The organism is Stenotrophomonas sp. YJH_SMC_73, from assembly GCF_059370155.1.
In genome coordinates, this window is sequence record NZ_JCAFTJ010000011.1 from 17,736 (window position 1) to 39,478 (window position 21,743).

Annotated in this window: 21 protein-coding genes; 14 read left to right on the forward strand and 7 right to left on the reverse strand. The window is 68.1% G+C overall.

Translation table 11 applies throughout. From position 1 onward, the window contains the following. Window positions 1-19: 19 nt before the first annotated feature. On the reverse strand, window positions 20-709 hold the full coding sequence (locus tag AC5P8R_RS16830) for a glutathione binding-like protein (RefSeq protein WP_014648797.1): 690 nt from the start codon (window positions 707-709) through the stop codon (window positions 20-22). A 112-nt stretch (window positions 710-821) separates the two neighbouring features. Here AC5P8R_RS16830 and AC5P8R_RS16835 point away from each other — a divergent pair, with 112 nt between their 5' ends. Together AC5P8R_RS16835 and AC5P8R_RS16840 are read left to right on the forward strand one after the other, a co-directional pair. Beyond that, complete coding sequence (locus AC5P8R_RS16835; protein ID WP_041863948.1) at window positions 822-1,442, forward strand: TIGR00645 family protein; 621 nt, start codon at window positions 822-824, stop codon at window positions 1,440-1,442. A 201-nt stretch (window positions 1,443-1,643) separates the two neighbouring features. Continuing rightward, entirely contained in the window at window positions 1,644-2,657 is a 1,014-nt protein-coding gene (locus AC5P8R_RS16840; RefSeq protein ID WP_014648799.1) for an energy transducer TonB, read from the forward strand. A gap of 83 nt (window positions 2,658-2,740) precedes the next feature. Here the strand turns inward: AC5P8R_RS16840 and AC5P8R_RS16845 are convergent, their stop codons facing one another. Then, window positions 2,741-2,995, reverse strand: coding sequence for a hypothetical protein (locus tag AC5P8R_RS16845; RefSeq protein WP_032959056.1), 255 nt, complete (start codon window positions 2,993-2,995; stop codon window positions 2,741-2,743). 77 nt (window positions 2,996-3,072) lie between these two features. Here AC5P8R_RS16845 and AC5P8R_RS16850 point away from each other — a divergent pair, with 77 nt between their 5' ends. Then, complete coding sequence (locus tag AC5P8R_RS16850; protein ID WP_197621506.1) at window positions 3,073-3,870, forward strand: AraC family transcriptional regulator; 798 nt, start codon at window positions 3,073-3,075, stop codon at window positions 3,868-3,870. A 99-nt stretch (window positions 3,871-3,969) separates the two neighbouring features. After that, window positions 3,970-4,680: a transposase gene (locus tag AC5P8R_RS16855; RefSeq protein ID WP_032959053.1), complete on the forward strand. Its 711-nt coding sequence runs from the start codon at window positions 3,970-3,972 to the stop codon at window positions 4,678-4,680. Window positions 4,681-4,703: 23 nt separating this feature from the next. Here AC5P8R_RS16855 and AC5P8R_RS16860 read toward each other — a convergent pair whose 3' ends face one another. Genes AC5P8R_RS16860 through AC5P8R_RS16870 form a run of 3 tightly spaced genes read right to left on the reverse strand, consistent with a single transcriptional unit; the run spans window position 4,704 to window position 8,154 of the window. Next, window positions 4,704-5,888, reverse strand: coding sequence for an ABC transporter permease (locus tag AC5P8R_RS16860; protein ID WP_041863951.1), 1,185 nt, complete (start codon window positions 5,886-5,888; stop codon window positions 4,704-4,706). Continuing rightward, window positions 5,885-6,631: an ABC transporter ATP-binding protein gene (locus AC5P8R_RS16865; RefSeq protein WP_046433110.1), complete on the reverse strand. Its 747-nt coding sequence runs from the start codon at window positions 6,629-6,631 to the stop codon at window positions 5,885-5,887. The genes AC5P8R_RS16860 and AC5P8R_RS16865 overlap by 4 nt, the downstream gene beginning before the upstream one ends. Next, a complete protein-coding gene (locus tag AC5P8R_RS16870) occupies window positions 6,628-8,154 on the reverse strand; it encodes an alpha/beta hydrolase (RefSeq protein WP_041863953.1) in 1,527 nt (508 codons plus the stop codon). The genes AC5P8R_RS16865 and AC5P8R_RS16870 overlap by 4 nt, the downstream gene beginning before the upstream one ends. 296 nt (window positions 8,155-8,450) lie before the next feature. On the opposite strand from AC5P8R_RS16870, the gene AC5P8R_RS16875 reads away from it, so the two are divergent. The 3 genes from AC5P8R_RS16875 (at window position 8,451) to AC5P8R_RS16885 (ending at window position 11,690) form a co-directional block, all read left to right on the forward strand. Further along, window positions 8,451-8,978, forward strand: a complete 528-nt coding sequence (locus tag AC5P8R_RS16875; protein ID WP_197557183.1) for a DUF1203 domain-containing protein — start codon at window positions 8,451-8,453, stop codon at window positions 8,976-8,978. A 191-nt stretch (window positions 8,979-9,169) separates the two neighbouring features. After that, entirely contained in the window at window positions 9,170-10,339 is a 1,170-nt protein-coding gene (locus AC5P8R_RS16880) for a lytic polysaccharide monooxygenase (RefSeq protein ID WP_014648807.1), read from the forward strand. A gap of 181 nt (window positions 10,340-10,520) precedes the next feature. Next, entirely contained in the window at window positions 10,521-11,690 is a 1,170-nt protein-coding gene (locus tag AC5P8R_RS16885) for a lytic polysaccharide monooxygenase (protein WP_169412010.1), read from the forward strand. Window positions 11,691-11,955: 265 nt separating this feature from the next. On the opposite strand, the gene AC5P8R_RS16890 is transcribed toward AC5P8R_RS16885, so the two are convergent. Beyond that, entirely contained in the window at window positions 11,956-12,705 is a 750-nt protein-coding gene (locus tag AC5P8R_RS16890; protein WP_014648809.1) for a ferredoxin--NADP reductase, read from the reverse strand. An 84-nt stretch (window positions 12,706-12,789) separates the two neighbouring features. Between AC5P8R_RS16890 and AC5P8R_RS16895 the strand changes: the two genes are divergently transcribed. From AC5P8R_RS16895 to AC5P8R_RS16915, 5 genes are all read left to right on the forward strand, one after another. After that, complete coding sequence (locus AC5P8R_RS16895) at window positions 12,790-13,758, forward strand: ABC transporter ATP-binding protein (RefSeq protein WP_005411567.1); 969 nt, start codon at window positions 12,790-12,792, stop codon at window positions 13,756-13,758. Then, window positions 13,755-14,546 (forward strand): ABC transporter permease, encoded by a 792-nt coding sequence (locus AC5P8R_RS16900; protein ID WP_014038898.1) that lies wholly within the window; start codon window positions 13,755-13,757, stop codon window positions 14,544-14,546. Before AC5P8R_RS16895 ends, AC5P8R_RS16900 begins: the two co-directional genes overlap by 4 nt. A gap of 349 nt (window positions 14,547-14,895) precedes the next feature. Then, window positions 14,896-15,663, forward strand: coding sequence for a hypothetical protein (locus AC5P8R_RS16905; protein ID WP_262087773.1), 768 nt, complete (start codon window positions 14,896-14,898; stop codon window positions 15,661-15,663). A 187-nt stretch (window positions 15,664-15,850) separates the two neighbouring features. Then, window positions 15,851-16,789 carry a 2-dehydropantoate 2-reductase gene (gene panE / locus AC5P8R_RS16910; RefSeq protein ID WP_495223651.1) on the forward strand — a complete coding sequence of 313 codons (939 nt, stop codon included), beginning with the start codon at window positions 15,851-15,853 and terminating at the stop codon, window positions 16,787-16,789. Next, window positions 16,786-17,670, forward strand: coding sequence for a Rossmann-fold NAD(P)-binding domain-containing protein (locus AC5P8R_RS16915; RefSeq protein WP_495223652.1), 885 nt, complete (start codon window positions 16,786-16,788; stop codon window positions 17,668-17,670). The genes panE and AC5P8R_RS16915 overlap by 4 nt, the downstream gene beginning before the upstream one ends. A 55-nt stretch (window positions 17,671-17,725) precedes the next feature. Here the strand turns inward: AC5P8R_RS16915 and AC5P8R_RS16920 are convergent, their stop codons facing one another. Beyond that, window positions 17,726-18,523 (reverse strand): TatD family hydrolase, encoded by a 798-nt coding sequence (locus AC5P8R_RS16920; protein WP_169412018.1) that lies wholly within the window; start codon window positions 18,521-18,523, stop codon window positions 17,726-17,728. A 67-nt stretch (window positions 18,524-18,590) separates the two neighbouring features. On the opposite strand from AC5P8R_RS16920, the gene hrpB reads away from it, so the two are divergent. Next, complete coding sequence (hrpB, locus tag AC5P8R_RS16925; RefSeq protein WP_169412020.1) at window positions 18,591-21,095, forward strand: ATP-dependent helicase HrpB; 2,505 nt, start codon at window positions 18,591-18,593, stop codon at window positions 21,093-21,095. 200 nt (window positions 21,096-21,295) lie between these two features. Continuing rightward, complete coding sequence (locus AC5P8R_RS16930; protein WP_014648816.1) at window positions 21,296-21,670, forward strand: hypothetical protein; 375 nt, start codon at window positions 21,296-21,298, stop codon at window positions 21,668-21,670. The last annotated feature ends 73 nt before the right edge of the window (window positions 21,671-21,743 follow it).

Below are 21,743 nucleotides of genomic sequence, written 5' to 3' on the forward strand. Positions count from 1 at the left end.
GATCCGACCCCGCGGCGGGTCAGCGCTGGCCGAACAGGTGCTTGCGCTCTTCGTCGCTGAGCGGCTTGCCGGCGTTCGGGTTCACCTGCTGGCGCAGCGCATAGGCGCGCTGGGTGGCCGGGCGCGCGGCGATGGCCTCGTGCCAGCGCTTGAGGTTCGGGAACGCGGCGAAGTCCACCGGCAGCTTGTCGTAGGCGCCGATCCACGGGTAGCTGGCCATGTCGGCGATGGTGTACTCGTCGCCGGCCAGGAAGGCGTGCTGGGCCAGGCGCTTGTCCATCACCCCGTGCAGGCGGCGCACTTCGTTGTCGTAGCGCTCGATGGCATAGGGAATTTTTTCTGGTGCGTACACGTTGAAGTGGCCCATCTGGCCACTCATCGGGCCCAGGCCGGCCATCTGCCAGAACAGCCATTCCAAGGTGGTCACGCGGCCGCGCGGGTCGCTGGGCAGGAAGCGGCCGGTCTTCTCGGCCAGGTACAGCAGGATCGCACCGGACTCGAACACGCTCTGCGGGGCACCGCCATCGGCCGGGGCGTGGTCGACGATGGCCGGCATCTTGTTGTTGGGCGAGATGGCCAGGAACTCTGGCTTGAACTGGTCACCCGAGCCGATGTTGACCGGGTGGATGCGGTACTCCAGGCCGGCTTCCTCCAACAGCAGGGTCACTTTGTGGCCGTTCGGGGTGGGCCAGTAATACAGGTCGATCATGGCGTCGGCTCGGGGTGCGGAAAGGAACCTGAAGTCTAGTGCGTGAGTTGGGTTGGCACCGTCATGGCGGGCCGGTAACCTCGCCTCTCCCCCGAAACGCAGCATCCCCCGCATGAGTGCAAACCGCCCGCCGCTCTCCCCGTTGTCCACGCTGATCTTCGCCTCGCGCTGGCTGCAGCTGCCGCTGTACCTGGGCCTGATCGTGGCGCAGTGCGTCTACGTGTTCCTGTTCGGCAAGGAACTGTGGCACCTGATCTCGCATTCCGCCTCGATGGGCGAGCAGCAGATCATGCTGATCGTGCTGGGCCTGATCGACGTGGTGATGATCTCCAACCTGCTGGTAATGGTGATCGTCGGCGGCTACGAGACCTTCGTCTCGCGCCTGCGCCTGGAAGGCCACCCGGACCAGCCGGAATGGCTGAGCCACGTCAATGCCAGCGTGCTGAAGGTGAAGCTGGCGATGGCGATCATCGGCATCTCCTCGATCCACCTGCTGAAGACCTTCATCGCCAGCGGTGCGCTGGGCGGTATCCCGCTGTGCACGCCGGAGCAGATGAGCGTGGCCGCCGCCAACATCGGTGTCGCCCGCTGCTCGATGCTGACCCAGGAAGGCGTGCTGTGGCAGACCATCATCCACTGCGTGTTCATCCTGTCGGCGATCGGCATCGCCTGGACCGACAAGCTGATGTCCAACGGCCACAGCAAGTCGCACGACAAGGCACACGACCACTGAGGTCGCCGCCGGCCACGACATGATCGCCGCGGCCTCACCCGGCCACCACCCCTTGTGCGGGGCGGTGGCCGGGATGCTAGATTGCATCCTCGCCGTTGCCGGCGGTGGCGTCGGGAAACGCCACCCTGCCGCGCCTGGACCACGGGTCCCGGCCATGCATATCAATGATTTACGTCACGTCGTCTTCTAAAGGGGAGCAGGATGTCGCACGTCTCAACGATCACCGCCGCGCGCCGGTGGCTGCCGGTTGCTTTGGCACTGGCGCTGGCCGCCTGCTCGGGCAAGGAAGAATCCGCAGCACCGGCTCCGGCCGCCGCCCCCACCGCCGCTGCACCGGCCGCACCGGTGGTCGCCGCCAAGGTGCAGTCGATGGGCACCGAGCAGCTGCGTGAGTCGGCCAGCCAGGCCCTGCGCGAGAACCGCATGTACGCGCCGGCCGGCGACAACGCCATCGAGTACTACCTCGCCCTGCGCGACAAGACCCCGGACGACGCCTCGGTGAAGAGCGCGCTGACCGACCTGCTGCCCTACACCCTGATCGCCGCCGAGCAGCACCTGGGGCGCGAGGACTACACCGAAGCGCAGCGGCTGGTGGCGCTGATCGAGAAGGTGGATGCATCCGCGCCGGCCCTGCCGCGCCTGAAGGACGGCCTGGCCAAGGGCGTGCAGAACGCGGCCAAGCGCACCGAGGCCGAAGCCGAGAAGGCCAAGAAGGACGCCGAGGACCGCAGCAAGCAGCAGACCGAACAGCAGCGCCTGGCCGAGCAGCGTGCCAAGGAAGCCGACGCGGCCAAGCAGATCGCTGCGCAGCAGGATGCCGCCCGCCGCGACAACGAGCGCCAGGAAGCCGAACGCCAGGCCGCCGCGCGCCGCGAAGCCGAGCTGAAGCAGCAGCAGGCCGCCGCCCAGCAGGCCAGTGCCGCACGCCAGGCCGCGGCTCCAGCGGCCGCTGCGGCGCCGAACCTGCGCCCGGTCAGCACCCCGGCGCCGCGCTATCCGTCCGAGGCACTGCGTGCAGGCACCTCCGGCGAAGTGCTGGTGGAAATCACCGTCGGCACCGACGGCTCAGTGACCAACGCCCGCGTGCTGCGCGCAACACCGTCGCGCGTCTTCGATCGCGAAGCCATGAACGCGGTCAAGCGCTGGCGCTTCGAGCCGGTCAGCGCACCGGTCACCACCCGCCGTACCCTGGTATTCGCCCCGGGCGGCACCTGACCGCAAAAAGGGGACGGAGGGGATTAAGTCGTTTCCGCCCCCGCAATGAGGACAAGGCCCGGCATGTCCGGGCCGTGTTCGTTTCAGGAGAGGCTGTCGATCAGGCGTTGCAGTGCCGGATCGCGCGCGGCCAGCACCTGGAACAGGCCCAGCGCATGCAGGCCCGGCAGCAGCCCACGCAGATCTGCTTCGGCGGTGACGCGGGTGGCGTCATCGCTGGCGGGGTCCTGCCAGTCACGGACGCTGGCGAGGAAGGCGCCGACGCTGCCCTTGCGCACGGTGAGGCCGTTTACCTGCACCTCGTTCTGATGGTCGGGAAGAATGTCCTGCGGCTGCATGGGGCGGCTCGTGTTGGAATGGGCGCCCAGTGTGGCGCGCGCGGATCGGCGCTTCTGCCGTATAACTGCCAATGGATATGGCAGATCAGACACCGACCGGCTTGATTGATCCGGCATTGGCGGACGCCGACGACGGCCCCATCGTGCTGGCCGGCCAGCTGCGCGTGCCCGGGAGGCGGCGCACCGCCCGCCACCAACATCGGCGCGGTCAATTGCTGGGCGCCCATCAGGGCCTGTTGCGGATCGAAGCCGGGAATCTGCAGTGGCTGCTTCCGGCCGGGCACGTTGCCTGGATACCGCCGCTGCTGCCCCATGCGCTGCTCGGGGCAGACGGGTTCGATGGCTGGAGCCTGTACGTCCGCGCCGATGCCGGCCTGGATCTGCCCCCGCTGCCCCGTATTTTCCAACCCGATGCGCTGTTGCAGGCGGCGGTGACGCGCGCACTGCGCTGGCCGCATCAGGCACTGGACGCTGCGCAGGCACGCCTGGCCGGCGTCATCGCCGATGAGATCCGTGCCAGCACTCCCTTGCCATTTGCCCTGCCACAGCCGCGGGATCGCCGGTTGTGGCGGATCGCGGCGGCGCTGGCGCGTTCGCCGGACGACCTGCGCAGCGTCCAAGCGTGGGCAGCCGCCAGCGGACTGTCCAGCCGCAGCCTCGCCCGCCGTTGGCAGGCCGAAACAGGCATGACCTTGAGCCAGTGGCGGCAGCGCCTGCGCGTGCTGCTGTCACTGCCACGCCTGCTGGCAGGCGAACCGGTGATCAGCGTCGCCCTGTCGATGGGCTACGACACGCCCAGTTCCTTCATCAACGTGTTCAAGCGCGAGATGGGGGTAACGCCCGCGCGGTACGCAAAAGGGGACGGAGGGGATTAAGTCGCTTCTGACTCCTCCGATACGCCTGCGCGGCATTACCTGATGCCCTACGCCACGGTGCCGATGCCAGGCTGAGGCCCCCTTCGACCTGGGAATCCCATGCCCCGACAAGCGCGCCTGATGCTGGCCGGCCAGGCCTATCACGTGATCCAGCGCGGTGTGAACAAGGGTGCGATCTTTGTCGACGACATCGACCGGCAACTGTTCCTGCATCTGCTGCACAGCGCTTTCCTCAAGCACCGCGTCGCACTGCATGCCTACGTACTGATGGACAACCACATCCACCTGCTGGCCACGCCATCCACGCAGCGTGGGCTGGCCGATGCAATGCGCATGCAGGGCAACAACTATGTGCAGGCTTTCAACCAGCGGCACGGCCGCACCGGTCCCCTGTGGCAGGGCCGCTTCCATTCCTCGATGATCGACAGCGACGCTTACCTGCTCAGCGTATACCGCTACATCGAACGCAATCCCGTTCGCGCCGGCATTGCGGTCAGTGCTGAAGATCATCCGTGGTCCAGCGTGCACGGCAACCTTCAACGACGCGATGACCCCATGCTGACCCCGCATCCCGCATTCAGAGCGTTGGCCGCGACCGCTCGCAACAGGACGGCGGTGTATGCGCGATTCCTGCGCGATGTGAATGCGTCCGCCGATCTGCCCGCAATCCGCAGTCATAGCGCCAAACAGCGTCCGTTGGGGGATGCTGCGTTCCTGAGGATGGTAGAGAAGACGCTCGGGCGCCCGGTGGCGATGCGAAGACAAGGCCGCCCACGCAAGGAGGGGACGGGAGGGGCAGAAACGACTTAATCCCCTCCGTCCCCTTTTTGGGGTCAGCCGGAGATGGCCAGGCGCTCGTTGTGGTAGCGGCGCACGGCGGCGAACCACAGCACGGCGGCCAAGCCGAGGCTGGCGCCGAGGTAGATCGCCCAGACTGCGGGGGTGATGGTCTCGTGGCGGATCACCTTCAGCAGCATCTGGTTCTGCGACAGGAACGGCACGGCGTACTGCCACATCTCGCTCTTCAGCGGGTAGGCCACCAGTGCGTAGCCGGGCAGCATCGGCAGCAGCATCAGCCAGGTCATGTGGCTCTGCGCTTCCTTCATGCTCTTGGCCGCGGCCGACAGGAAGGTCAGCAGCGAGGTGCCGATCAGCAGCATCGGCAGCATCACCAGCAGCATCTGCAGCATCGAGCCGACGTTCATGTTGAACTGGCGGCCGATGTTGCCGGGTGCGATCTGCGCGCTCACCTTGAACGCGACCAGGGTCAGCAGCAGCGACACGAAACCGACCACGCAGGCGGCGGCGATCTTGCCGCTGACGATCGCGCTGCGCGAGCCCGGCGTGGCCAGCAGGGGTTCCAGCGACTGCCGCTCGCGCTCGCCGGCGGTGGCGTCCATCACCAGGTAGGCGCCACCGATGAACGAGGTCAGCGTCAGCAGTACCGGCAGCAGCATCGACAGGATCATGCCGCGCTTGGCCTCGGCACTGGCCAGGTCCTGGCGCGCCACGTCCAGCGGGCGTGCCACCTGTGCATCGATGCCGCGTGCCATCAGGCGCAAGGCACCGACCTGGCCGTTGTAGGTGGCCAGCGCCGCCTCCAGGCGTGCACTGGGTACCTCGGCCGCGCGACGCGTGCTGTCCTTGATCACCTCCACCAGCGCCGGCTTGCCCTCGGCCCAGTCCTTGCCGAAGTCCCCGCTGATGCGCAGCGCCACATCGATATCCTGGCTGCGGATGGCCTCGGCCAGGTCCTTCGGCGCCGGTGCGGCATTGAGGCCCTGTGCGGCGAGGAAGCGCACCAGGTTCGGCGCGTTCTCCGCGCCGATCGTCGGGATCTGCAACGGCTCCTCGATCTGGGTGCGCACCCGGCTCTCGGCCAGCTTGCCCATGCCCAGCAGCAGCACCGGGTACAGCAGCGGCCCGAACAGCAGGGTCAGCAGCAGCGTGCGGCGGTCACGCGACAGGTCGCGCAGTTCCTTGCGCATCACCGTCATCAGGGTCGACATCATGCTCATGCGTGCAGGCCCTCTTCGCTGCCGATCAGTTTCACGAACGCGTCCTCAAGGTTGGCTTCACCGGCCTGCGCACGCAGATCATCGGCGCTGCCGGCGGCCATCACCGTGCCCTTGGCGATGATCACGATGTGGTCACACAACGCGCCCACCTCCTGCATGATGTGGCTGGACAGGATCACGCAGCGACCCTCTTCGCGCAGGCCCAGCAGGAAGCGGCGCAGCGCGCGCGTGGTCATCACGTCCAGGCCGTTGGTCGGTTCGTCGAGGATGACGTTGCGCGGATCGTGCACCAGCGCGCGGGCAATCGCGGTCTTGGTGCGCTGGCCCTGCGAGAAGCCATCGGTCTGCCGGTCGAGGATGTCGCCCATGTCCAGCGCGTGCGACAGCACCTCGATGCGTTCGCGGATGCGCTCGGCCGACAGGCCATGCAGCTCGCCGAAGTAGGCGATGTTCTCGCGCGCGGTCAGACGCTTGTAGACGCCGCGCGCATCGGGCAGTACGCCCAGGTGGCGACGTACCTCCACCGGATTGCCGGCGGCATCGATGCCATCGACGCTGATGCTGCCCTGGTCCGGGGTCATCAGCGTGTAGAGCATGCGCATGGTGGTGGTCTTGCCGGCACCGTTGGGGCCGAGCAGGCCGGTGATCTGCCCATCGCCGGCGCGGAAGCCGACGTTGGCGACCGCCTGGATGCGGCCCGTGCGGGTATCGAAGGCCTTGTGCAGGTTGTCGGCGACGATCATGGTTCCCATCCGTTGAACGAGGTGAACGCCGGCACGTAGCTCAGCGTGTCCAGGCAGCCGGCATCCAGCGCCTTGGCATCGGTCTTGTCGATGAACTGGCCGAGCAGCCGCGGCATGCAGCCGGCGGTCAACGTGCCATGGCCCTGGCCACGGGCGACCAGCGCACGGCCATTGGGCAGGCCCTTGAGCACCTGTGCGGCGTAGCGCGGGGGGGTCACCGGGTCCAGCTCACCGGACAGCAGCAGTGCCGGCACGTCGCTGCGCAGCGGCACGGCATCGGTTGCCGGCGCCGGACGGTGCGGCCACACCGGGCAGGCGGCGAAGAAGGCGCTGGCCACTTCGTTGCCGAACAGCCGCTCGGGATCCTCGGCCGGCGCGTGGTAGCGCGGCGCATCCTCGCTGCAGATCACCGACCACTGCATGCCGCGGTTGATCTGGAAATCCATGCTGCGGTTCGCGCCGCGCGCCAGCGATGCCAACGGGGCATAACGACCGTGCGCGGCTTCATCCAGCACCAGTGGCAGCAGCGAGGAATACTGCGGCACGTAGGAGAAGGCGAAGGCCAGGCCGACCACGCTGTCCGGCGTCAGGACATCCTGCCGCGGTGCGTTGGTACCCGGGTCGCGATACTCGACCGAGACCGGTGCACGGCGCAGGGTGTCGACCACGCTGCGCAGCTGCGCGCGGGTGTCGGTCGGGAAACGCTTGCTGCACGCGGCATCCTTGCGGCACTGCGCCGACTGCAGGGCGATCGCATCCTCGAAGGTGGTCGCGAAGTCGCCACCGACCACCAGCTCGTTCGGTACCACGCCATCGATGACGATGCTGCGGGTGTGCTGCGGATAGGCCCCGGCATAGCGCTGGGCCACGCGGGTACCGTAGGAGCCGCCAACCAGGTTCAGCTGGTCCACACCGAGCGCCGCACGCACCGCATCCAGATCGGCGATCGCCTCGGTGGTGGTGTAGAAGCGCGCATCGGCACGCCCCTGCAGCGATGCGGCGCAGCGCTGAGCGTAGTCGCGCAGCGATGCCTCGGAAGGCGCGGCATCCTCGTCCATCTGCAGCGGCTTGCCATCTGCGCCCAGACAGCTGAGCGGGTTGGAGCCGCCGGTGCCGCGCTGGTCGATCAGGAACACGTCGCGCTGCTTGCGCACCTGGCGCAGTGCGGTATCGACGATGACCGCCACCTCGCTGGCCGCCTGGCCGGGGCCGCCGGCCAGGAAGAACACCGGGTCGGGCTGGCTGGCGCCGCTGCTGCCCGATTCCAGCCAGGCGATGCGCAGGCCGATCCGGCGGCCATCGGGCTGGGCCCGGTTCTCCGGCACCTGCAGGGTGGCGCACTGCGCCTCCACGTTGGCGCTGGCGCCTTCGGTGGACAACGTGCAGGGCTGGAAGTCGATCGTGCCGAAGCGGCGGCTGGGTGCATCGCTGGCGCTTCCGGCGGCGGCCGGCGGCGGTTGGCTGCACCCGGCAAGCATCAGGCTGGCCAGCATCCCGGCCAGCGCGAGGTGGTGTCTTTGCATCGTGCTCGTTTCCCCTGGAGGACGTTCCTGTCGACCACGACGGGCTGCCGCGGAAGATGTGACCCAACTTACACGGGCAGCGCGCCGACGGCGATGGGCAATGACGAATCCGCCGCCGACGGCGCGCAGACCTGGCAGTCCCGCGCTCGGCCTTGGCCCGTGCAGGGCGGCATCGGCGGCGGCCAGCAGCACCCCAAGGGCCAGTGTTCCGGCCCGACGGCGATGCGGGGTCTGAAAACGGCGAGCACGGCGACCGGCGCATGCGCACAATCCGCGGAAAACCCAAGGAGACGCCCATGCACGCGTGGTACCTAGGCGGCATCGACCACCGCCCGTTCCTGCACCTGTTCGAGATGAGCGACAGCGCGCTCGCCGTGCTCGGCATCCAGCGTCGCTGGGCCGGCGCCAACGGCGGACATCCCTGCCGGATCAGCCTGAGCGACCCCGCGCCTGGCAGCGAGCTGCTCCTGCTGTCCCACGTCCACCTGCCGCTGCATTCGCCGTACCGCGCCGCCGGCCCGATCTTCGTGCAGCGCGGCGTGACCCGTTGCGTCCTGCCGCCGGGCGAGGTGCCCCCGTATGTGCAGCGCCGGATGATCTCGATGCGTGCCTATGACCACGCCGCGCTGATGTGCGGTGCCCAGGTCTGCGCGGGCACCGAGGTGGCCGACCACCTGGATGCACTGTTTGCCGACCCGTCGGTGGCGTTCGTGCAGCTGCACAACGCGGCGCATGGCTGTTTCTCGTGCCAGGCAGATCGCGTGGCTACCGGGACTGCGTCGCGTGATCTCCATGACGTGATCGATGCCACGCCGGTCACGTGACGTCCAGCGCATCCGTTCAGCCCTGCGTGAAGCCTGCGGGAAGGGCTTCACATGCGCAGTCACGGATCGGCACTGCGATGGTTCCGTCGCCTGCAGTGCGACTCGATACTCGCCGTGGTGCCGCCGAAAGTCCGCCGCGCAGCGCAGCTCCTGCGGTCACCGTTCCCTTTCGACGACCACAAGGATGCGCCATGTCATTCCGATCCACACCGCTGTTGCTGGCCACCTCCTTCGCCGCTGCGGGCCTGTGCCTGGCCGGCAGCGCGTTCGCCCACGGCACGATGACCACGCCGGTCAGCCGCGTCTATGCCTGCTTCCAGGGCAATCCCGAGAACCCGACCAACCCGGCCTGTGCCGCGGCCAAGGCCATCGGCGGTTCACAGGCGTTCTACGACTGGAACGGCATCAACCAGGCCAACGCCAACGGCAACCATCAGGCCGTGGTGCCCGACGGGAAGCTGTGCAGCGGCAACAACCCGACCTTCCGCGGCCTGGACGTGAACCGCAGTGACTGGCAGACCACGCCGATCCAGGCCGATGCCAATGGCAAGTTCACTTTCGTGTTCAAGGCGACCGCACCACACGCCACGCGCGACTGGCGCTTCTTCGTCACCCGCGAAGGCTGGCAGCCGGGAAGCCCGCTGCGCTGGGCCGACCTGCAGGAGTTCTGCACGCTGGGCAATACGCCGCTGTCGGCCGACGGCACCTACAAGCTTCAGTGCACGTTGCCGCAGCGCACCGGCCAGCATGTGATCTACAACACCTGGCAGCGCTCGGATTCGACCGAGGCGTTCTATACCTGCATGGACGTGCGCTTCCAGGGAGGCGGAGGGACCGCACCGGCACCGCAATGGCAGGACGCCGGCCCGGTCACCGCACGCAGTGAGCTGCCGGTTGGCACGACGCTGGCGCTGCGCGTGTTCAACGCCAACGGCAATGACGTCGAACGTGTGGAGGCCACCCTGGCCAGCGGCCAGACCGCACCCGCGCAGTGGCCGTTGGTGCTCGCCCGCAAGGTCAATGCCAGTGCCCAGCACGCGCGCGTGGGCGTGCTTGCCAATGGCGTGATCACGCCGACCGCCTCGGCCACCGACAACCGCGTGTACCTGAAGGACGGCAACCGCTTCCAGCTCGATACCCAGGTGCCCGACCCGGGTACACCGTCACCGGGCGGTGATTTCGACCACGTGTACCCGGCGGGCATCGGCAGCTATGTGCCGGGCCAGACCGTGGTGAAGGGCAGTGACGGCAAGCTGTACGCCTGCCGCCCGTTCCCGGAAGGTGCATGGTGCAACGTCAACGCCGAGGCGTACCGGCCGGGTGTGGGTGCGGCCTGGCGCGATGCGTGGATCGCATACTGAGACCGGGTACAGGGAACGGTGGCAGAGCGCCGTTCCCTGCATAGCGTGAGACGCGCCAGCGCGTGAGTGTGAAGCCGTTCCCATATGCAACCACGCGGTGCTTTTTTCAACGTAATCCGATGGATGCGGGCGGGCGGGATGCCGAGACTTCGCGGGGTTTCACCACCCACAGGAGATCTCCATGCATCTGTCACACCGGACCGTCATCGCGCTGTCTGTGATCGCAGGCATTGCCACCTCTGGCAGCGCGTTCGCCCACGGCACCCTGTCCAAACCCGCCAGCCGTGTCTATGCCTGTTACCAGGGCAATCCCGAAAATCCCACCAACCCCGCCTGCGCTGCCGCCAAGGCCATCGGTGGTGCGCAACCGTTCTATGACTGGGCCGGGATCAACCAGGCCGAGGCCCATGGCAACCACCAGGCCGTCGTGCCCGATGGCGAGTTGTGCAGCGGCGGCAACAGCAAATACCGCGGCCTGGATCTGAACCGCAGTGACTGGCAGACCTCGCCGATCCGAGCCGACGCCCGTGGCCGCTACACGTTCGAGTTCAAGGCGCCGGCCCCGCATGCCACCCGCGAGTGGAAGTTCTATGTCACCCGCGATGGCTGGCAACCGGGCAGCCCGCTGCGCTGGGCCGACCTGCAGGAATTCTGCACGCTGGGCAACGTGCCGGTCTCCGGTGACGTTTACAAGCTGGACTGCCCGCTACCCAAGCGCAGCGGCCAGCACATCATCTACAACACTTGGCAGCGCTCGGATTCGGGCGAGGCGTTCTATACCTGCGCAGACGTGCGCTTCGAGGGGGACGGTGGTGTGACCCCGCCGCCGCAGTGGCAGGACGCGGGTCCGGTCACTGCCCGTGGTGCGCTGGACGTGGGCACCATCCTGACCCTGCGGGTCTTCAACGCCCAGGGCAACGATCTGGAAAGCCCGCAGATCACCCTTGCCGCCGGCCAGACCGCTGCGAACCAGTGGCCGCTGGCACTGGCCCACAAGGTCAATGGCACTGCGCAGCAGGCGCGCGTGGGGGTGATGAAGAACGGCGTGATCACGCCCGTCGCCTCGGCTACCGGGAACCGCGTCTATCTGAAGCCAGGCCACCTGTTCCAGCTCGATACCCGCGTGCCGGATCCGGTCGATCCGATCGATCCGCCGCCGGCTGACGACTACGACTTCGTATACCCCGCGGGTATCGGCAGCTACACGCCGGGCCAGACCGTGGTGAAGGGCACCGACGGCAAGCTGTATGCCTGCCGCCCGTTCCCGGAAGGCGCCTGGTGCAACATCAATGCAGAGGCCTACCGCCCGGGTACCGGCTCTGCCTGGCGTGATGCCTGGATCGAGTACTGAAGGCAGGGCACCGGGGGCGGCGTGGGGTCGCCTCCGGTTTCCAGGGTTGCCGGCCAGCGGCCGGCACTACCGGGGTTCATGCGGTTGCCGGCCAGCGGCCGGTACTACCGGGGTTCGTGGGGTTGCCGGCCAGCGGCCGGCACTACCGGGGTTCATGCGGTTGCCGGCCAGCGGCCGGTACTACCGGGATTCGTGGGGTTGCCGGCCAGCGGCCGGCACTACCAGGTTCGTGGGGTTGCCGGCCAGCGGCCGGCACCAGCCGGACTTACTTGCTGCTGACGTACTTCTCGCGGCGGATCTGCGGGTTGCCCAGGCCGGCGGCCTTCAGCAGCTCGGCGCAGGCATCCACCATGTCCGGGTTGCCGCACAGGTAGGCGATGTCCGTGGCCGGGTCCGGCGTGAAACCGGCCAGCGCCTGCTGCACGTAACCGTGCTGCACGTCCGGATGCGGATCGGCGGGCAGTTCGCGCGACAGGCATGGAACATAGCGGAAGTTCGGGTGTTTTTCGGCGAAGCTGTAGAAGTCCTCGCTGTACAGCAGCTCGCCCGGGCTGCGCGCGCCCTGCAGCAGCACGATCTGCGCACCACGTTCGGCCATGGCCTTTTCCAGCAGCGGCAGCATCGAGCGGTACGGGGTAACGCCGGTACCGGTGGCGATCAGCAGGTAGCGGGCATTGTGGTCACCGGGATTCAGGCAGAAGCGGCCGTAGGGGCCGGACGCACTGATCTGGCCGCCGTGCTCCAGCGCCTCGAACAGCGCGGTGGCGGCGCCACCGGGCACGAAGCTGACCGCGATATCCACCGCCTCGCCCGGGCCCAGTGCGTGGTCGTGAATGGTCGCCAGCGAGTAGCTGCGCTTGGTTTCGGTGCCATCGGCGTAGCTGAAATGGACCTGGATGAACTGGCCGGGCTGGAAATCCAGCGGCTGCCCGTCGTCACGCACGAACTGGTAGTGGCCGACGGTCGGGGCCAGCATGCGGCGGCCGACCAGCTTGAGGGGGAATTGAACAGGCACGACTTTTCGGGACAGTGTGTAGCCGGGGCAAGCCCTCGGGGTCTTCTATAATAGCCCCTCCCCGCCCCTCTCCAGCGCCAGCCCATGGGCGCGAAGGCTTCGAGCTTGGCATCCCAGAACGATACGGCGCCCGCCCTGCGCGTGCGCGACCTGCGCAAGACCTACGACAACGGCACCCAGGCCCTGAAGGGGGTTTCCCTGGAAGTGGCCCCGGGCGACTTCTTCGCCCTGCTGGGCCCCAACGGTGCCGGCAAGTCGACCCTGATCGGCATCATCAGCTCCCTGGTCAACCTCAGCGAGGGCCAGGTGGAGGTGTTCGGCAGCGACCTGGTGCGCAACCGCAGCGCCACCATGCGCCTGATCGGGCTGGTGCCGCAGGAAATCAACTTCAACCTGTTCGAAAAGCCCTTCGACATCCTGGTGAACTACGCCGGCTTCTACGGCGTGCCGCGCGAGGAAGCGGAGCAGCGCGCCGAAGAGGAACTGAAGCGGGCCCACCTGTGGGAAAAGGCGCAGGTGATGAGCCGCACGCTGTCCGGCGGCATGAAGCGCCGGCTGATGATCGCCCGCGCAATGATGACCCGCCCACGCCTGCTGATCCTGGATGAGCCGACCGCCGGCGTGGACATCGAGATCCGCCGCGACATGTGGCGCGTGCTGAAGGAGATCAACGCTGCCGGCACCACGATCATCCTCACCACGCACTATCTGGAAGAAGCCGAGTACCTGTGCCGCCACCTGGCGATCATCAACCATGGCCAGATCGTCGAGCAGGGGCCGATGCGCACCCTGCTGGCCAAGCTGGACGTGGAGGGCTTCCTGCTGGACATCGACGGTGACCTGCCGGCGCAGCTGCCGGTGATCGAGGGCGCGACCCTGACCGCGCCGGACCCGCACACGCTGGACATCGACATGCCGCGCGCAATGGACCTCAACCGCGTGTTCGCCACGCTCAACGAGGCCGGTATCCGCGTGCGTTCGATGCGTACCAAGAGCAACCGCCTGGAGGAGCTGTTCGTGCGCCTCACCGGCAACCTGGAGAAGCCTGCATGAGCACCACCGAGCTGACCGACGGCCAGCGCAACCGCATCGCACTGATGACCATCGTGCGCCGCGAAGTCGCCCGCATCATGCGCATCTGGGGCCAGACCCTGGTGCCGCCGGCGATCACCATGACCCTGTACTTCCTGATCTTCGGCAACCTGATCGGGTCGCGCGTGGGTGACATGGGCGGCTACACGTACATGCAGTTCATCGTGCCGGGCCTGGTGATGATGAGCGTGATCCAGAACAGCTACGGCAACATCAGTTCCTCGTTCTTCGGTGCCAAGTTCGGCCGCCACGTGGAAGAGCTGCTGGTCAGCCCGATGCCGAACTGGGTGATCCTGTGGGGCTACGTGGCCGGCGCCGTGCTGCGCGGCCTGATGGTGGGCGTGATCGTGCTGATCATCGCGATGTTCTTCACCCCGGTGCGCATTCCGCACCCGCTGGTGATGCTGACCACGGTGATCCTGGGCGCGACGATCTTCTCGCTGGCCGGTTTCATCAATGCGGTGTATGCGAAGAAGTTCGACGACGTGGCGATCGTGCCGACCTTCATCCTGACCCCGCTGACCTACCTGGGTGGCGTGTTCTATTCGGTGAAGCTGCTGCCGGGCTGGGCCGAAGCGGCCACGCACGCGAACCCGATCTTCTACATGGTCAATGCGTTCCGCTATGGCCTGCTGGGCAGCAGCGATGTGCCGCTGCCGGTGGCCTATGGGTTGATGATCGGCTTCGTGGTGGCGCTGACGGCGCTGGCGTTGTGGCTGCTGCGCCGTGGCGTGGGCATGCGCAGCTAAGGGGGGCCTGCAGGGCCTGCGGCCCTGCACCCGCCGAATCAACGTCAACTTCAACGGCAACGTCAAAAGCTGGCATTCCTTGGGTTGGCGAGGTGGGTCCGATTGCGGGGGACGCCGTAAACCCATCCCTGGGGGCTTGGCCGCGGCATCCATGCCGCGGACACCCCCGCAATCGGCCCCACCCCGCCTTCGACAAATTCCGGCGATCTGCCGGGATGTCGTTCTCCGCTGCTGCTGGTAGGTGTCGACCTTGGTCGACACGATGGATCGACGCCATGCGTGGATGGAGCTTTCACGGCAAAGCCGATGTTCCGCTTTTCTCGTTCGGGATTGCAGCTAGGCTGTGGCGATGAAGATCACTTCCATTGCGCTGGACAAAGCCGTGTCGGACGGCCCCATCGATGCCTTCAGCCATGCGTTGCTGGGCGATTCACCCACGCTGGATGAGGTGCTGGAATACCTGGCCTCGCGGCACGCGGCTGATCCCCGGTATCGCTACCTGTGCACGCTCGATGATGCCGGCCAGTGCCGCTACACCAGCATGCACGCATCAGACGACGCGCGCATCGCGCTCTACGAGGACGAAGACCCGGCAACCCCCGACGATGCGTTGGCGGCACGCGGGCGGTTGCTGGCGCATGTGGTCGCGCAGCTTGAGCATTCGACGCATCGGCTGGAATGGAGCACGCTGGCGGGCACGCTGATGTGCAATGACGCAGACATCGAGGCATTGGTCGCGGCCAATGCCGCACCGGATCTCATCGTCGACGAGGTGGTCTGCGTGCAACAGGTGCCCGTGGATCGTGACGACCTGCTGATCGCCGCCCTGCCCAACGGCTACTTCAGCGCGGACTGGAACATCTTCCAGAACCACGCCCTGATCCGGCACCTGCAAAAGCACCACGACTACCGCCTGTTCGGGCTTGGCGCATCGTGGCTGGGCTTCCAGCGTGACAGCGCGCCGTCGCCTGCGGAAGCGGACGCTCTGGTCGCGGACCTGCAGCGCGTCTACGCTGCCGGAACGCACGACACCTGGTCACAACTGGCTGCAACGCTGTCCTCCCGCACCGCGCTTCTATTGGGATACACCGAAGGCTTCAGCGAACAGCTGCCCTGAGCGCGGTTCTACACGCGCTCGCGCAGCGAGCGGCCCGCTTCCGCTCCTGATCTGTTTTCCGTGGTGGCCGCACCCGGCCAACCCCACTGAACCGTGCTTCCCGCGAACCACCACGAGGGGCACCGCCGTTGGCCGCGATCTCCGGCACAATCGAAATCCTGATTCCCCAGAACACGGTGAACGTGCAATGCGCATCCTGATCCTCGGCGCCGGCGGTACCGGCGGTTACTTCGGTGGTCGCCTGGCCCAGGCCGGTGTGGACGTGACCTTCCTCGTGCGCCCCGCGCGCGCCGCCCAGCTGGATCGCGACGGCCTGGTCATCCGCAGCCCGCTCGGCGATGCCAGCTTCCCCGTGCAGCATGTCACCGCTGATGCACTGCCCGCATTGGCCGCGCAGAAGCCGTTCGACCTGATCATCCTCAGCTGCAAGGCCTACGACCTGGACAGCTCGATCGACGCCATTGCCCCGGCCGTGGGCGCAGGCACCACCGTGCTGCCGATCCTCAACGGCCTGCATCACTACAACGCACTGGACGCGCGCTTCGGCCGCGACGCCGTGCTTGGCGGCCTGTGCTTCATCAGCGCCACCAAGGCCCCCGACGGTGCGGTGCTGCACCTGGGCAAACCGGCCAAGCTCACCTTCGGCGAGCGCGACGGCGGCCTGGCTTCGACGCGCGTGCGCGCCTTCGCTGCGGTCTGCGCGCAGGCCCATCTTGATCACCTGGCCAGCGAACACATCGGCCAGGAACAATGGATCAAGTACACCTTCCTTACCGCGCTGGCGGCGGCGACCTGCCTGCTGCGCGCCGACATCGGCACCATCGTTGCCACCGATGATGGCGAGGCGATCGTGCGCGGCCTGTACGACGAATGCCTGGCCGTGGCCGAAGCCGCCGGTGAACCGGTTCCCGAGGCCGCGCAGGACACCGCGCGCGGCACCCTGACCCAGGCCGGCTCGGCACTGAAGGCATCGATGCTGCGTGACCTGGAAGCCGGCCAACAGGTGGAGGCCGAACAGATCGTCGGCGACATGCTGGCCCGCGCGCGCAAGGCCGACCAGGAAGCCCTGCTGCTGCAGGTCGCCTACAGCAGCCTGCAGGCCTACCAGGCACTGCGCGGCGCGTGAGCTTCATCTCTGCCGCCAGTGCATTGCCCTCGCGGGTGCTGATCCTCGGGCTGGGCTGGAGTGGCGGTGCGCTGGCCCGACATCTGCAGGCATTGGGCGCACACGTCGCCGGCACGGTACGCGATCCCGCATCGGCACCACGCGATGGTCTGCGTCGCCATCCGCTGGGTGCTGATGCCACGCCATCGCCCGCCCTGCTCGATGAGATCGCGCAGGCCGAGGCCGTGCTGTGCAGCGTGCCACCCGATGCCGATGGCGATCCTGCACTGCGCCTGCTGTTGCCCGCGCTGCGGGCCAGCCCGGCATTGCGCTGGGTGGGCTATCTGTCGTCCACTTCGGTGTATGCCGACCGCACCGGCGGCTGGGTCGACGAGCGCAGCGCAGCCGATGCCACTGAAGCAGCCGGCGTGCAGCGCCTGCGGGCCGAAGCGCAATGGCGTGCGCTTGCAGGAGAACGCGGCATCGCATCGGCAGTGTTCCGCCTGCCCGGCCTGTACGGGCCGGGGCGCAATGCGCTGCTGCAGCTGGCGCAGGGACGTGCCCGCCACGTAGTGCGTCCCGGGCTGCTATTCAACCGGCTGCACGTGGATGACCTGGTGACGGTCGTTATCGCGTCGATGCAGCGGCCGTGCGTGGATGGCCTGTATCTGCCGGCCGATGACGAGCCGGCACCGCCGCAGGAGGTACTGGCCTTCGCCGCGCAGCTGGGCGGGTTTGCGATGCCACCTGCCGTGGCATGGGACGACCCTGCACTCAGCCCGACCCTGCGACGCTTCTACCAGAGCAACAAGCGCATCGACAGCCGTGGCACGCGTGAAGCACTGGCGTGGGCGCCGCGGTTCCCCAGCTACCGTGAGGGCCTGCGCGACCTGCTCCAGTAGTGCCGGCCGCTGGCCGGCAATCAACCGTGTTGCCGGCCAGCGGCCGGCACTACCATCAACCTGCGCCGGGCAGGCGGAAGAACGTACGCGTCGCGGCCGTTGCATTCGCGGCGGTAACTGCCACGTCCTCGCCACGGTCACGCGCCATTTCTTCCACGATGTGCGAGAGAAACATCGGTTCGTTGCGGCGGTCCTTCGGCATCGGCTTCAGCGTGCGCGGCAGCAGGTACGGTGCGTCGGTCTCGATCATCAGGCGGTTGGCCGGGATGTTCTTCACCAGTTCGCGCAGGTGCGCGCCACGGCGCTCGTCGCACAGCCAGCCGGTGATGCCGATGTACCAGTCCTGGTCCAGGTAGTCGAACAGCTCGTCACGCTCACCGGTGAAGCAATGCACCACCGCCGGGCCGATGCGGCCCTCGAAGTTCTTCATCTGTGCCATGAAATCGGCATGCGCATCGCGCTGGTGCAGGAACAGGGGCTTGCCATTGTCCGCGGCCAGCTGCAGCTGGCGCTCGAACGCGCGGTGCTGGGCCGGGCGCGGCGAGAAATCGCGGAAGTAGTCCAGCCCGCACTCCCCCACCGCCACTACTTCCGGGTGGGCATGCAGCGCGCGCATTTCGGCATCGCATTCCTCGGTGTATTCCACCGCGTGGTGCGGGTGCACGCCGGCGGTGGCGTACAGGAAGCCGGGGTGCTGCTGGGCCAACTGCAGGGCCAGTGGCGAGTGCTCGCGGCTGGCACCGGTGATGACCATCTGCACCACGCCGGCCTGGCGCGCGCGGTCCAGCACGGCATCGCGGTCGCGGTCGAAGGAGTCGTGGGTCAGGTTGGCGCCGATATCGATCAGGTGCATGGTCATCGCGGGGGAAAAGTGCCCGCGCATTGTACCTGCGCCTGCCGTGGCCCCTTATCCTTTGCATATGAACGCCCCGCTCTTCCCGATTTCCCCGCTGCTGCCGCAGATCCAGCAGCAGCTGGCCGTGCAACCACGGCTGGTGCTGGAGGCCCCGCCCGGTGCCGGCAAGACCACCCAGGTGCCGCTGGCGCTGCTCGACGCGCCGTGGCTGCAGGGCCGCAAGATCATCCTGCTGGAACCACGCCGGGTCGCCGCGCGCAGCGCGGCGCTGTTCATGGCACGGCAGCTGGGTGAGGAGGTCGGCGGCACGGTCGGCTACCGCATCCGCTTCGAGAACAAGGTATCCGCGCGCACCCGCATCGAGGTGGTCACCGAGGGCATCCTGACCCGGATGCTGCAGGACGACCCGATGCTGGAAACCGTCGGCGCGATCCTGTTCGATGAATTCCACGAGCGCCATCTCAGTGGGGATCTGGGCCTGGCGCTGGCGCTGGACGTGCAGGCGCAGCTGCGCGACGACCTGCGCCTGGTGGTGATGTCGGCCACGCTGGACGGCGAGCGGCTGGCACGCTTCCTCGATGCGCCGCGGCTGAGCAGCGAGGGCCGCAGTTATCCGGTGGCGATCAGCCACTTCCCGGCGCGCCGCGATGAAGCCCTGGAACTGCAGGTGCGCCGCGCGGTGCAGCAGGCACTGGCCGAGCACCCCGGTGACCTGCTGGTGTTCCTGCCCGGCCAGCGCGAGATCGCGCGCGTCCAGGCCGGCCTGCAGGAGTCACTCGATGGCAACGTCGAGGTGCTGGCGCTGCATGGCGAGCTGCCGGTGGAACAACAGGCGCGCGTGTTGCAGGCCGCCAGCGATGGCCGCCGTCGCGTGGTGCTGGCGACCAACGTGGCCGAGTCGTCGGTGACCCTGCCCGGCGTGCGCGTGGTGATCGACAGCGGCCAAGCGCGCGAGCCGCGCTACGACCCCAACAGCGGCTTCACCCGGCTGGACGTGGTGGCCATCGCGCAGGCGTCGGCCGACCAGCGCGCGGGCCGTGCCGGTCGCGTGGCCGAGGGCGTGGCCTGGCGGCTGTGGCCGCAGTCGCAGCGGCTGGAGCCGCAGCGCCGCGCGGAGATCGACCAGGTGGAACTGGCCGGACTGGCGCTGGAACTGGCCGCGTGGGGCAGCAGCGACCTGCGCTTCCTCGACCCGCCACCGGCCGGCCCGATGGGTGCGGCGCGCGAACTGCTGCAACGCCTGGGTGCACTGTCGGACTCGGGCGCGATCACCGCACTCGGGCGCCGTGTACTGGCGCTGGGTACGCACCCGCGGATGGCGGCGATGCTGCTGGCAGCGCCCGATGCCCGCGCGCAGGCGCTGGCCGCCGATCTGGCCGCCCTGCTGGAAGCGCGCGACCCGCTGCGCCAGGGCGGTGACGCGCTGGCGGCCCGCTGGCGCGCACTGGCCGCGTTCCGCACTGGCCGCGCGCCGGGCGATGCCAACCGCAGCGGGCTGGCCGCCATTGATGCCGCCGCCAAGCAGTGGCGTCGCCGCCTGCGCTGCGAGGCTACGCCGCCGGCCAGCATCGAGGCGCACGAACTGGGCGATCTGCTTGCACACGCTTTTCCCGACCGGATCGGTTTCCAGCATCCCGGCGATCCGCTGCGCTACCTGCTGGCCAATGGCCGCAGCGCGCGCCTGCACGAACTGAGTGACCTGCGCGGTGAGCCGTGGCTGGTGGCCAGCGAACTGCGCTTCGAGGCGCGCGATGCGCTGCTGCTGCGTGCCGCACCGGTGGATGAAGGCCAGCTGCGCAAGGCATGGCCGGAGCGCTTCGTCACCGAAGACGTGGTGCGCTGGGACAGCGAGCGACGCGCCCTGGTGGCGCTGCGCGAGACCCGTTTCGACCGGATCGTGCTGGACAGCCGCTCGGCCGGCCGGGTCGATCCGCAGCACGCCGCGCAGGCGCTGACCGGTGCGGTGGCCGAGCTCGGCCTGCAGGCGCTGCCGTGGACCGAGGGCCTGCGCCAGTGGCAGGCACGGGTGGAATCGCTGCGGCGCTGGATGCCCGAGCTCGGCCTGCCCGACTGCAGCGACGATGCCCTGCTGGCCACGCGCGCACAATGGCTGCAGCCCGCGTTCGCCGGCAGGACGCGACTGGATGCGCTGGATGAATCCAGCTTCGGCGAAGCGCTGAAATCGCCACTGGAGTGGTCACAACGGCAGTTGGTCGAGCGTCATGCGCCGACCCGCATCACCGTGCCGTCCGGACTGGAGCGGCCGATCACCTATGCGCTGGACAGCGAGAGCGGCGATCCGCTGCCGCCGGTGCTGGCGGTGAAGCTGCAGGAACTGTTCGGCCTGGCCGACACGCCGCGCATCGCCGATGGCCGCGTGCCGCTGACCCTGCACCTGCTCTCCCCCGGCGGCCGCCCGCTGCAGGTCACCCAGGATCTGCGCAACTTCTGGGAAAGCACCTACGCCGAAGTGAAAAAGGAGATGAAGGGCCGTTACCCGCGCCACCCATGGCCGGATGATCCGTGGACGGCGACGGCCACGCACCGGGCCAAGCCGCGCGGAACCTGATTGGTAGTGCCGGCCGCTGGCCGGCAGCCCCCTGGCACCAGGCGGAGAGCATTGCCGGCCAGCGGCCGGCACTACCGGGTGCGGAGCCTGCCTGATCCTGAATGGCTGCGGTAAAGTCACACCACGTGCGTCCCCGACTGACATACCGTTTACGGGCAACACGCGACACTGGACTTCGACCCGAGGCAAAGGACCCCCGCATGAGCAAGCTGACCGTAATCACCGACCGCGCTCTGGAGCGCGCCCTGGAGCTGGCCCACACCGCCGGCGATGGCCTGAAGAGCGCCGGTGGCAGCCTGCGCAACGCGGACTGGATCAAGACCGGCGCCGCCCTCGGCGCAGTGAAGACCGGCGGCAAGGTCGCCACCAAGTTCGCCCGCCGCAACCCGGCCGTGACCATTGCCGCGGCTGCCGTCGGCGTCGGCCTGCTGGGCTATGCGCTGTACCGCAAGCAGCAGAAGAAGAAGGCTGCCAATGGCCACGTGGTGAATGGGCAGGCGCAGCGCATCCACGCACGCGACCGCCGCAACGACACCGTGGTGGACGAGCACAGCGATATCGGCAGCGACGCGTGAAGCTGCCCGGGTCAGACCCCTTCCGCAGGAAGGGCTCTGACCCTACCAGCTACGAGAGGGCCGGATGCCGCGA